The organism is Exiguobacterium sp. BMC-KP (assembly GCF_001275385.1).
In the GTDB taxonomy this organism is placed as follows: Bacteria; Bacillota; Bacilli; order Exiguobacteriales; family Exiguobacteriaceae; genus Exiguobacterium_A.
In genome coordinates this window covers 1,955,994-1,967,963 of record NZ_LGIW01000015.1, presented here as the reverse complement: position 1 = coordinate 1,967,963, position 11,970 = coordinate 1,955,994, and the positions used below count along the sequence as shown (strand labels likewise).

General features: G+C 42.7%; 14 protein-coding genes. 9 read left to right on the top strand and 5 right to left on the bottom strand.

The features are described from left to right. The first annotated feature begins 431 nt into the window (after positions 1–431). Both ADM98_RS15875 and ADM98_RS15870 read left to right on the top strand, forming a co-directional pair. Positions 432–1,229 carry an ABC transporter permease gene (locus tag ADM98_RS15875; protein WP_235504914.1) on the top strand — a complete coding sequence of 266 codons (798 nt, stop codon included), beginning with the start codon at positions 432–434 and terminating at the stop codon, positions 1,227–1,229. 15 nt (positions 1,230–1,244) lie between these two features. Further along, entirely contained in the window at positions 1,245–2,198 is a 954-nt protein-coding gene (locus ADM98_RS15870; protein WP_053454330.1) for an ABC transporter ATP-binding protein, read from the top strand. 161 nt (positions 2,199–2,359) lie between these two features. Here the strand turns inward: ADM98_RS15870 and ADM98_RS15865 are convergent, their stop codons facing one another. After that, positions 2,360–2,941 (bottom strand): TIGR00730 family Rossman fold protein, encoded by a 582-nt coding sequence (locus ADM98_RS15865; protein ID WP_053454329.1) that lies wholly within the window; start codon positions 2,939–2,941, stop codon positions 2,360–2,362. A 72-nt stretch (positions 2,942–3,013) separates the two neighbouring features. Here ADM98_RS15865 and ADM98_RS17505 point away from each other — a divergent pair, with 72 nt between their 5' ends. Next, positions 3,014–3,187, top strand: a complete 174-nt coding sequence (locus ADM98_RS17505) for a hypothetical protein (RefSeq protein WP_200904904.1) — start codon at positions 3,014–3,016, stop codon at positions 3,185–3,187. Positions 3,188–3,476: 289 nt separating this feature from the next. After that, on the top strand, positions 3,477–3,845 hold the full coding sequence (locus ADM98_RS15860) for a hypothetical protein (RefSeq protein ID WP_053454328.1): 369 nt from the start codon (positions 3,477–3,479) through the stop codon (positions 3,843–3,845). Here ADM98_RS15860 and ADM98_RS15855 read toward each other — a convergent pair whose 3' ends face one another. Further along, complete coding sequence (locus ADM98_RS15855) at positions 3,846–4,739, bottom strand: helix-turn-helix domain-containing protein (protein ID WP_035396046.1); 894 nt, start codon at positions 4,737–4,739, stop codon at positions 3,846–3,848. It abuts the gene before it with no gap. Positions 4,740–5,110: 371 nt separating this feature from the next. On the opposite strand from ADM98_RS15855, the gene ADM98_RS15850 reads away from it, so the two are divergent. The 3 genes from ADM98_RS15850 (at position 5,111) to ADM98_RS15840 (ending at position 7,490) form a co-directional block, all read left to right on the top strand. Next, positions 5,111–6,307: a hypothetical protein gene (locus tag ADM98_RS15850; protein WP_053454327.1), complete on the top strand. Its 1,197-nt coding sequence runs from the start codon at positions 5,111–5,113 to the stop codon at positions 6,305–6,307. Then, entirely contained in the window at positions 6,300–7,037 is a 738-nt protein-coding gene (locus ADM98_RS15845; RefSeq protein WP_053454326.1) for a hypothetical protein, read from the top strand. Before ADM98_RS15850 ends, ADM98_RS15845 begins: the two co-directional genes overlap by 8 nt. A gap of 141 nt (positions 7,038–7,178) precedes the next feature. Next, positions 7,179–7,490, top strand: a complete 312-nt coding sequence (locus ADM98_RS15840; RefSeq protein WP_053454325.1) for a hypothetical protein — start codon at positions 7,179–7,181, stop codon at positions 7,488–7,490. Between the two features lie 48 nt (positions 7,491–7,538). On the opposite strand, the gene ADM98_RS15835 is transcribed toward ADM98_RS15840, so the two are convergent. Beyond that, positions 7,539–7,958 (bottom strand): helix-turn-helix domain-containing protein, encoded by a 420-nt coding sequence (locus ADM98_RS15835; protein ID WP_053454324.1) that lies wholly within the window; start codon positions 7,956–7,958, stop codon positions 7,539–7,541. A gap of 205 nt (positions 7,959–8,163) precedes the next feature. On the opposite strand from ADM98_RS15835, the gene ADM98_RS15830 reads away from it, so the two are divergent. Together ADM98_RS15830 and ADM98_RS15825 are read left to right on the top strand one after the other, a co-directional pair. Continuing rightward, a complete protein-coding gene (locus ADM98_RS15830; RefSeq protein ID WP_053454323.1) occupies positions 8,164–8,688 on the top strand; it encodes a VanZ family protein in 525 nt (174 codons plus the stop codon). 16 nt (positions 8,689–8,704) lie between these two features. Beyond that, positions 8,705–9,700 carry an ATP-grasp domain-containing protein gene (locus ADM98_RS15825; RefSeq protein WP_053454322.1) on the top strand — a complete coding sequence of 332 codons (996 nt, stop codon included), beginning with the start codon at positions 8,705–8,707 and terminating at the stop codon, positions 9,698–9,700. A gap of 63 nt (positions 9,701–9,763) precedes the next feature. On the opposite strand, the gene ADM98_RS15820 is transcribed toward ADM98_RS15825, so the two are convergent. Together ADM98_RS15820 and ADM98_RS15815 are read right to left on the bottom strand one after the other, a co-directional pair. Beyond that, positions 9,764–10,522: a homing endonuclease associated repeat-containing protein gene (locus tag ADM98_RS15820; protein WP_053454321.1), complete on the bottom strand. Its 759-nt coding sequence runs from the start codon at positions 10,520–10,522 to the stop codon at positions 9,764–9,766. Between the two features lie 28 nt (positions 10,523–10,550). After that, positions 10,551–11,819 carry an O-antigen ligase family protein gene (locus ADM98_RS15815; RefSeq protein ID WP_053454320.1) on the bottom strand — a complete coding sequence of 423 codons (1,269 nt, stop codon included), beginning with the start codon at positions 11,817–11,819 and terminating at the stop codon, positions 10,551–10,553. Positions 11,820–11,970: the final 151 nt, after the last annotated feature.

Sequence of the window (11,970 nt, the reverse complement as noted above, 5' to 3'; positions counted from 1 at the left end):
GGTAGTCTACTCGTAGGTATTCTTTGTATAATGGGCTTCTTGATTATTTGGGGGCTGGCCTCTCCACCAACGACAATTGAGTTCCCCTATTTTACTCATACTTAATTTTAATGAAGAATCGACAAGCATCCCTTGTCGATTCTTATTTGTTTAGTTAGGAAAGCTACAGTTTGGTGTCGGTTCACGCTATACGTTGACACGCTTTTTACGGATGGCTAGAATTGATTAAGTGTACTTCGTGTATATACAATTAAAAGATAAACGAGGGGGGATGGATAATTAGACATGATACATCATGTCGATCGGAGGAATGTTCGTTTGAGGAATCGCGAACAGAACCCGTTTTTTTGTTTGAATTTGATCCAGAATTCATTGAATTACAAATACATGTACCATGAAATCGGAAGGAACTTACACTTATGTTGAAAGAAATGAAAAGTATCATCCGGGAACAGGTTGAAAACTTTCCTTTGATTCGCCGGCTCGCGCGATATGAAATTAAGTCCGCGCACGCAGAACAACGCCTTGGTCTCTTATGGGAGCTCCTCAATCCGGGTCTCCAAATTTTCATCTACTGGTTCGTCTTTGGTATCGGTCTTCGAGGGAATGAAAATGTGGATGGAAACATTCCATTCATCGTCTGGCTTCTATGCGGGATCGTCGTTTGGTTCTTTATCAACGATGCTTTATTACGTGGATCGAACTCGATCAATAGTCGACTTGCGATGGTGACGAAGATGCGTTTCCCGATGAGTGCCATTCCGTCGTACGTTATTTTGTCACGGATGTATCAACACTTCGCAATGCTTGTGATTGTATTCATCGTCATCCTCGCAAATGGGATTCCGATTACATGGAAACTACTTCAGTTACCTTACTATATGATTGCGACGTACATTTTCGTCTACGCATTCTCACTTTGTTTTTCAACGCTCATCACGCTCGTTAAAGATATTCAGCTCTTCTTACAATCGATGATGCGGATGCTCTTTTATATGACACCGATTCTTTGGAATATCGAGCGATTCCCAGATTCTCTGCATGGAGTTCTTCGCCTGAATCCGGTCTACTATCTCGTCGAGGGATACCGGGCAAGTTTGCTTGGTGGCCATTGGGTCTGGCAGGAATGGCCAACTGGATTATACTTCTGGAGTGTCACGCTCTTGTTGTTCACAGCTGGAACATTCTTGCATATCAAATTCCGTAAATCATTCACTGAGCTCGTCTAAGGGAAGGAAATCGCCATGTCTATGATTAAACTCGACCATGTCACGAAACGCTTCGACATGGTTACGACTACAAAAGAAAAATTCAAGCTCTTGTTCAAGAATCAAAGCAAGAGCGTTAAAACATTCACTGCACTGCGAGATATCTCGCTTGAAATCGGCTCGGGTGAAGTCGTTGGACTCGTCGGAATCAACGGTTCCGGTAAATCCACACTTTCGAACTTGATTTCAGGAATCATCTACGCAAACGAAGGAGACGTCGCCATCAATGGTGAAGTCGCGATCATCGCCGTCTCACAAGGGTTAAAGAATGTCCTGACAGGGCGGGAGAATATCCGATTGAAATGTCTCATGCTTGGGATGGATGATGCGGAAATCGAGCGTCGTATGCCAGGAATCATCGATTTCGCTGATATCGGCGACTTCATCGATCAGCCAATCAAGAAGTATTCGAGCGGGATGAAATCTCGACTTGGATTTGCGATTGCCGTCAATGTCGACGCAGACATTCTGATCGTTGACGAAGCCCTATCCGTTGGTGACCAAACTTTCTATAATCGTTGTATCGATAAGATGAACGAGTTTAAGGATGAAGGCAAGACGATTATCTTCGTCAGTCACTCGTTGTCACAAATTAAGAGTTTTTGTGAGCGCGTTATTTGGCTCGAATACGGTCAAGTCCGACTCGACGGAACGACGAAAGATGTCTTACCGGAATACAAAAAGTTTCTTGCGGAGTATAAAAAATGGTCGAAAGAGGAACAACATCAATTTCGGCGTGACCGTTTAAAAGCACAGGCTGCTAATGCTCGTTCCGGGAAACAAAACACGGATTCAGATGAAAACATCAAACATCCGGCATTGATCTTATCTGCGCTAGGTATTCTTGTACTTGCAGCAGGTAGCTTAATGGTCGTTGATGAGACGCCATCTTTGGCGAATTTAAGCGACGCTATCTTAAATTTCTTTTGATTCTCTGCGCCAGGTACCAATCGGTATCTGGCTTTTTGTATCATGTAAGTAGGAATTAGTAAAAGGAATGAAGAATGCTAAAGGTGAGTGGAAAAAGAAGGAATCATCGTAACTCAAGAAATGTATTCATAAAAAAAACGGAGTCCAAGACTCCGTTTTCATCAGGTTTGTGAACGATCCATATAGGTTTTGACGCGTGGTGCTTCATACGTTGCAAAACGTTCTAAAAGACGTTCAGCATCTGATTCGACAATCAACATGGATCGATGTTCTGGAATCAGGAAACCTTGTTGTTCCATCGTATCGAACAAGGCGATCAAGGCATCATAGTAGCCATCAATGTTCAGTACACCACATGGCTTTTCATGAAGTCCAAGCTGAGCCCAAGTGAAGACTTCAAAAAATTCCTCCATCGTTCCTGGACCACCTGGGAGAATGATGAATCCGTCAGAGAGCTCTGACATTTTGGCTTTTCGCTCATGCATCGAGTGGACGAGATGCAGTTCAGTTAGTCCAGGATGCGCAAGTTCTTTTTCCTGAAGAAAGTGGGGAAGAACACCGATTGCTTGACCTTTAGTAGCGAGCGTAGCATCTGCGACTGCTCCCATCGTTCCAACGCGTGATCCTCCATAAACAAGTCCGATGCCGCGCGCGGCGAGCGCTTGACCGAGTTTTCCTGCCGCCTCTCGAAAGAGTGGACCGGCACCATCTTTGGAACCACAGAATACAGCAAGTCTATTCATGAAAGAACCTCCTTCGTTGTTTCAACCATAGCATATTCGACGATGGGAAGGCAGAATAGAAAGGAGATCGATATGCGACCACGTACAATTGTTTGGCTCGTCCTAATCATCGCAGCAATCAATTTAGGACTTGGGATATGGATGCCCGATACATCGACTCGGACGACGATTAGTTCAATATTACTAGGATTGATTCTAATACTCGGAATATTTTATGTCGTTGCGTTGCGACAATCATCTAAATAAAAATGCTCGTTCGACTCTAATGAGTTGAACGAGCATTTTTATTTAGATTTGAAGAAATGAAGCGATAGAATATTCAAAAGAATCTATTTTCATACACAAATTCAACACTTTGATGGATAGTTTGTAAAAAAAGAACAGTATTCAGGACATATGATACGTGTCAAAAGTAATAGTTATAATGAATAATGTGTAAAATAACATAAATATTCGTATTCGAATATTTAGAGGGGGTCTAAGGATATATGATGTTGTTACAAAGCCAGACGAAAAAAATTAGGAGGTTATTTATATGAACTTGAAAAAGAAACTAGGTTTAGCAATTGCTGCTTTATCATTGACTGCTACTTTCGGTGTAAGTGCTGCAAATCAAATTGGACATAAAGACGTAGCGATCGAACGTATCCCACTTGAGTACTCAGTCAAACGTGATGTAGCGATCGAGCGTATCCCACTTGAATACTCAGTTAAACGTGACGTAGCGATCGAGCGAATCCCACTTGAATACTCAGTTAAACGTGACGTAGCGATCGAGCGTATTCCACTTGAGTACTCAGTCAAACGTGACGTAGCGATCGAACGAATCCCACTTGAATACTCAGTTAAACGTGACGTAGCGATCGAGCGAATCCCACTTGAATACTCTACAACACGAGCATAATTAACTATTTTGACTAACAATATTTTTTAAAAAGTCACTTCGAATAGAAGAAATGATTTTTTTATACTGATTCATGTTGAGTAGTTCGAACAAAAAATACGCTTTGTCATACGCACCGATAATTTGTTCTTTAGTCGCGCCCAACTTCTCAAGACAATCTCCCTTTTGAGCGTATAACTGTCCTAATACCGACATGTCTTTAAAATTAAGACTTTCTTCAATTGCTTCATCAATCAATTGCAGAGCTTGTTCATATTTAGAGAAATCTAATAAGATTTTAGAAAAATTATAGGTGATTCTAATTTTTTCTGTTACTAAATCATCGCTATCAAAATTTAATTTGAGGATCTCCTCATAAACATTAATACTATGCTGATAACTTTTATTTTCAGAGTATAGATTCGCGATAGCTGACTTAATACGAATCAGCATACTGGGTGAATAATGAGAAGTTAGATAATCTGCTGATAAATTTTGAAGTTCAACGATACAGGTTCGATAATCAATTTTTTGAAGCCGATACGAACAAAGGTAATAGTAGTATTTGTACAATAGTACAAACTCAAAAGAAGAATCATGTTGCTCTAAAATCTTTTGACTCTCTTTATAGATCGACTCAAAGTCTTGATTTCTAAAACGATGTAGTAAGTCTTCATCGATCGTCTTTAATGAATCTTGTTGACGATTGGGATCTAAAAATGCAGAAATCGGAACTTGTAACCTTCGGGATAGCGCATATAACAATTCGATCGTTGGGGAATGCGTGCCACTCTCGATCTTACTGATTTCTGCTTGACTGCAGATACCGTTTGCTAAATCCTTTTGCGTTAGATTATGTTTTTTTCGCAGACGACGTAACGCTAAACCAATTTGTGGTGACGTGAAATGATCCATTGGATCCTCGTCCTTTCATGAAAATTGAACTGTTACTCAGTATCCATTTCTATTATAGAAGTGAATGCAGAGGGATACCATAGATTTACTTGATTTCATATCAATGTTTCATTGCCCGCCGTATTTGATTCAGAAAGGGGTACACCCATGACACTCATCTTAAAAGAAACGCGACGTAACATGAATTCGTGCGCTTGGTGTCTCAATGCTGCTACCGTCTCAGTCGCCCCCTTGGCTCATCGGGAAATGGATCAAACCATTGCTAAGTCTAAGAAAGATAGAAACAAGACTGCTTGAATCATTCTAAGGACTTCATTCGTATTTGGGATGAAGTCCTTTTTGCATGATTTTCACCAGAAAGGAGTAATCATATGATAGGAATTACGATCGTATCAGAACAGGATGGTTGGTTACAACGTTCACGTCCCTCTTCAGCGATGAGACACTTTTGTGAAACCCATCGTTTTTCTTTAGATGTTTTTGATTATGATATGCATACGTTTGAGGATTTACTGGATTATATGGATTTTCAAGAATATGAACATTATCTCTTTATTCTACAGGGTGAAGGAGAACGGACATTACGCTTGGTTGCTTATTTGCAGCAGCAGATGCTTCATGTCCAGTTTCATTTAATTCGATCGGAAGGTGGTATCGTATTTGGACAACCCGATTTTCTAAATGGTTTAGAACTACCTCTCATATTTGAAGATGAAAAGTCCGTGCTACCCATCATTCAAAACGAGTTATTGTCTTTGATGACTGGTGTTCATCGGTATGCTTCACCATTCCAACCGCAACCGTTGCGGCATGTCTATATCGAAGATAGTTCGCTTTTGAATCGTATTCCAGCATCCTTTTTCACATCGATGACAGTGAATAGTATCGTGTATTTCGATCACCCGATGCGTCACGATTTACCAATCATTGAATTAATGAGTCGAACACCAGTCCTTCTTGCTTTCGTTGATACCCTGTCCCCTCCGCTTGAAGCACGACTAGAGGTGTTATCTCGGGCAGAGCTCGCTCGTCAGTTGGATCGCTGGAAGGATACCGGATGGATTCAGAACGAACGATTCGCCGGTATATTGGATTATGCGACACAAGTTGGCTCAAACAGCTCATATCGTCTTTTTTTCTTTGAAGATGGTATCTATGCGGATCGTCAGAAAACTGATCGGTTGAGTTCGGACATTTCTCTAATGATTGAGAAAAGAGTAGGACAGTTTGAGGCACTTGCCACACCAAAGGAACTTGAGTTATTTCCGTTACTCTATCAACTCGCAGGATCATTTTCAGGTGAAAGTCGATTCGTTACACCCTATTCAGATTTAGAATTACCACGAACGATCGGACGTATCGGTCCACTGACGTTGATTGGTATTCAAAATGAAGAAGGATATTTCGCTTTCGATTTAACATCGATGCAACTATTCGAAACGAACGAAGCATTTTTGTGGATTCTTGAAGCCGATCAAAAAGAACAATTTGATGTGTTACCAGAACGACTTGGAGCAGACTATGCGGAAGCGATTCGATACTACAAGGAGTTGATGTATCATGAGTGATGTATTATTTGGTCCGTTTTTAAGAAAAGGAAGCTACTCACGTGTTGAAGTACTCGATCACGTTTATGCAGATGAACGTTTTGGACAACTGTATCAAGAAGCGAAGCAAATCACAGAAATTGATGAGTTGACGTTTTATCGACGTTATCTACAAAAAGAAGAGACGGTTCTGTTTTACGGCACCTTCGATCCAAAACTCTTTAATCTGTTATCCGACGAGGGGTACGATTTATATTTGATCGAGTCAGAAATGATTCGGACACATCAAATCGATACACCGTACCGTCATAAAGTATATGGCTGGAGCCATGATGTGACAGACGTCGTAGGTCCTGAATTCTTTGATCGGATCGTTCTTCCTGGTACGACCATCATGCATTACAACCGTGGGGAACTGCTATTATTCTTTCGGAACATACGTCAACTTTTAGGTGTACATGGAAGACTTCTCGTTTCGTTGCACGATATTCCTTATCTAAGAGAATCAGAGCAGTCCATTTCGACTCGACGGATTCATGATACTTTAATGTTCTTTGGTCATCATGTAGATAGCGAACGACTCTTATTTAATGCGTATTTAAAATCAGGTAGCGAAGAAAAAGTAAGCTATGCGATCGATTACTTATACAAACCTGAAACCTTGTTTGAATTCGCGAAACTCTCTCGTTATGAAGGGCAATCAATATATGAAGGAAAAACAATCGTCGTTCTTGAATTCAATAAACAATAAGCTTTTGATAGAATAGAAGGAGAGTAATTTTAAAATATATCTCCTAGTTTAGTTTGAATGGGTCTAAAGACAGGGTATTGAGATACAGAAGTTTTGTATTACGATTCAAAGTACATCATGAGAAAGAGGAGCCGGACCATCATGGAAAATCAGAACGAAACTACCTTTCAAAAAAGCTGTCTATCGTTCATTGAGACTTTGTTTCCAGACGAATCCTTTCACTTCTTAGAAGAATCGAGAGCAATGGATGCTTTCGGACATCACGGTATTCAATTGTTTTTTTCTTCAGAACTTCGAACGCTAAAATTCAGTCTTCTCAAACAGACACATCAACGATACGATCGCGTGTTTGTTTCGGAGAAAACCGAACAAAACACTTTTTTTCGAAGGCTGTTGGAGGCAACATATGAAGAAAATCAATTGTACATCGATCATGTCGTAAAAACCGATTAATCCAAAGAAAAGGCATGGGAGCGATTACGCCCCATGCCTTTTCTCTTTTTAAGCTTCAATCGATGCTGATCCACGTTTTAACGCATGGTCAATCGAAGTCGCCATCTCTTCTCGAACTGTAGTTGAGATCAGTCTACCATCGAAATAAATTTCTTTAGATAAACTCAAGTGAACGAGTAAATCCTCTAATACGAGCTTTAAATCAAGAGGTTTCGTCGGTTCGAGCGCCTGTTGTATGAATTCATTCAGAGATGGGTGCTGAACATGCTTTGGATCAATCAAATCAATGATCGTCGTATTTAAAGCAAGTGCTAAGCGTTCGAGGGATTGGGGAGTCGGCATCCGTTGTCCGCGTTCATATGCGGAAATCGTCGTCGCAGTTTCACCGCATTTTTCGGCTAGATACTTTTGGGTGTACTTATGCTGTTTTCGTAGTTGCATGATTTTTTTTCCAAGTGCGCGATTCATAGCGCTTCACTCCTATTCCTCAGGTCATCGTGTATAGTACTAATTAACCACTTATGGTATAGAAGAAACCTTTTGATTGTAAAAAAGCGTTTGAATAAGGAAATAAAGAAAGATTGAAATTCCAAAAGTGGATTATTCAAGGTGGTATTATTCTTTTGGATACCACATGTTATTCTAAGGTGTATGTGAAAAAAGGAGTGTCTTCATGAAAAAAATTACATGGTCCGGCTACGTTGTCATCGCTGTTCTATTGGTTCTCTTTATCTCAAGTTCGATGCCATACCAGGCACAATCCATCAAGCCAGGGTTATCTCGATATATCCCGTTAGGATTTGTCGATCATTTGCGTTTCATCTCCTTCTCGTATCACGGAGAAGTCAGTGTTGATGCACTCGGACGAAGTGGCTTCATTGAATTTTTCATCCGAAAAGCCGCGCATGTCTCGACGTTTCTCGTGTTAGGTGTGGCATTGATTGATTTGACACGTCGCCGCCTGACAACAGGACTTGCTGTTTTATTCGCTTATTCGTTAGCAATCATGGTGGCTGTCTTTGATGAGTTTCATCAGATTTTGACGGGAGATCGGACGGGACTCATCCAAGATGTCTTACTCGATGGAACCGGGGCATTGATTGGAATCGGATGTTATCTACTCGTCTATAGGAAAAAAGTACGACGCCAAGCAGGAAGTCTTTCCTTCCGGCACGAAAAGAGAAGGCATCACTTTTAACGAAGGAGACTGCCTTATGAAGACTTCCCATTTGTTGATGACGAGCGTCGGGCGCCGGACGAAACTGGTCGAGTATTTCGTCCGTGAGATGCCAAACGGTCATGTCAGTACCGCGGATTGTAGTCCACTCGCACCGGGTCTCTATATGACTGAACGCCATCATCTCGTACCACGCATCGATGCACCGGACTATATCGAGCATTTACTTGAACTGTGCCAGCGGGAACAAGTGACAGCGTTATTGTCATTGATTGATCCTGAACTCGAGTTACTTGCAGCGGCAACAGAACGGTTTGAAGCAATCGGTGTCACCGTACTCGTCTCACCGATGGACGCGTGTCATCTCTGTTTTGATAAGTACGCGATGTATACGTACTGTGTTACGGAAGGTATCGCGCATGCGCGGACATATGTGACGCTCGAAGCGTTTCGAAGTGCACTTACGCTAGGGGAAGTCCAGTTTCCGGTCTTCGTAAAACCACGTAACGGGAGTGCTAGTCTTCATGTCCAGGTCGTCTCTTCACTTGAAGTCGTCGAAGGATTGTTTGCCGTCCATTCGGATTTATTGATTCAAGAATACTTAAGAGGGCAAGAGCTTGGGGTGGATGTCTATGTCGACTGGCTAACGCATGAAGTCACTGATATCTTCATCAAGGAGAAACTCGTCATGCGCGCTGGAGAAACCGACAAGAGTCGCTCCATCAAACGCGACGACGTCTTTGAACTGATCGAGCACGTTTTAGAAGGAACAGGTCTCGTCGGTCCGCTTGATTTTGATCTCTTCGATGTCGACGGAACGCTGTATTTATCAGAAATCAATCCGCGATTCGGTGGTGGATATCCACATGCTTACGAATGTGGCGTCAACTTTCCGAAAGCGATCCGAAACAATTTGCAAGGGCAACGTAATCCCCGACGCATCGGTGCATATACGGAAGACATCTATTTATTGAAGCACGACACGTTGACGCTCTTACCGGCATCTCTGCTTAAGCAAATCAAAAAACCGTAGGCATACGAAAAAAGAGTGATCCGGTGTGATGCCGGATCACTCTTTTTAGGTGGAAGGGGATGATCAGGAAAGAGAGACGCGTGCACGCTTGAGACACTGCACGGCAGAGGTCCAGCTACCGAAGAGAGCGTTAATCGTTGAAGTGCTCGGAACCGAGCGATCTTCTGCCCATTTTCGGTAATGAATAATGCTGAGGGAAGGTAATTCTTCTTGTGCCTGTCGTAGTGCTTCAAGGACATCTTCTTCGACCCATTTTCGGCGAGGAGGTGCGATGTCGAGGCAAGCAAGAGCATCTGCCCATGAACCGTATTTACGGGCAATCGTCGCGACTGTCGGATGTCCGTTTTCTTGTGCCCAAATCGCATACGTCTGTGTCGTCAGGCGTGGAAGGACATCTGAAGCTTCGAGCAGTGCCGTGATAATGCGTTCTTCTGTCATCGAGATAGAACGTGTCATTTCAATGTGTGCTTCTTCGAGTGCACGTGACCAAGAACCGAAGCGTAAGTTGATCAGTGTCAAGGAGGGTCCATGTTTCGCCTTTGCCCACTCCCGGTAGCTGTTGCTATGGAAAGGGTGGAGACGCGTTGATGCTTCCTTGATGAAAGCAAGGATTTCCTCATCAGAGAAATAAGGACGGATTGATGAGAGACCAGCGGCTTGGAGTGCTTCACGCCAAGAGCCAAATACATTAATGATCGTCGTGATCGATGGAATGTCTTTTCCAATCGACCAGCGCGCATACGTCTTTGCGTCGAGAGCGGGATATTCGATACTAGCTTCGATTAGGCTATCGATGACTTGTTGTTCTGTCCATTTCTTCATGATGTCATACCCCTTTCGTGTAGGTGCTCTAGGTGTGGGTACTGTCGTGAGGTGGAAGTCGACGAAGCGACGTATAAGCGAGAAGGCTAAGCCAAATAAAATAAAATCCGCTCGGTCGGACGAGAACGCTTTCCGTGAATTGGAGCAACCCGAGCCAGCCGGTAAGCAACAGCGCGAGGAAAGCGAAATCCGTCATTTGAATACGAAAGAATCGGTAAAACAGATAAAGAAAAACCGCGATGTATAGCAGACAACCGATGAGTCCGAATTCGTAGAGATAGGTGATCGGTGTACTGTGGAACGTATAGAGAACTTGTTCGTTTAGCTGTTCTTGTAGTCCGCGTGGTGCACTCCCGATGCCGTGACCGAACCAGAGTGCATCTGCGGAAGCCCGCCAACCTGCTTCCCATAGCGTAAATCGTCCATTGAGACTCAGCAAACGGGGAAACAGACCTTGAAACGAAAAGACGATGAGGAGAATCAGGCTTCCCGTCACATAACAGGCCGTTACTTGCAACCGACGTCTCGTTCCCGGAACCATTCGAATACTCGTCAAAAGGGCGAGGAGAATAAAAGAATAGATCCCGGTCTGCGAACCACTTTTGAGTAAAGCAATGATGATCAGAAGTAGAAAGACGGCGTGCAGAAGGCTGTGCCGACGAGGAAACTGTTTGAGCAGATAAAACCAAGCAAATAGTCCTCCTGGAACGAGCCAAGCTGCAAACGTATTCGGATTGTTCATCAGTCCAGCGAGACGAAGGAATGAGCCTTGTTCCCCTACGTACAACTGAGGAAACGACAAAGGACCGATTCGAAGCCATTGCAGGTTTTCGACCGGGACATACTCTGATCCAAATGAGACGATGAGGGCGTAGGAAGCAAGAAAGACGGCTTGCCCGTAAAGGAAATAACATAGAAGACGATGCCATTGGTTAATCGATGTACGCGAGAGCGAAGAGACGATGCCAACGAAAAGCCAAGTCGAGATGAGGTAAAGCGAAGCAAGAATACGATCCGTATTCGCGTTGAAAAAGAAAAATACGATATGAAAAGTCAGATAAATCAGAAAAATGAGTACGATTTGATGCCCAGCCGCCCGATTGACGCGATAGAACGGTTGTAAGATGAACCAACAGACGCTAAATAGAATGGTGTAAACGGGAAGCAACCAAAAGGACCACTGTTTCGGCAACACTTCGTCCGTGAAGGATAAGGGACGAATCCAAGCATCGAGCATGATCCAAACGACTAGGATGGATAAGGCAAACGATGTGGGTATATTGGCTGATTTTAACATGATTTCTAAAGTCTATCCACCCTTCATATAGGACTTATTACCGATTTGAGAACTTTTTAATCATCAAATTTGTATTTACCCTTATCTTTCAAAATATCATGCAGATAAATGAAACAATATTAAGAAAAACGTGATCATTTTTTCGTGAATC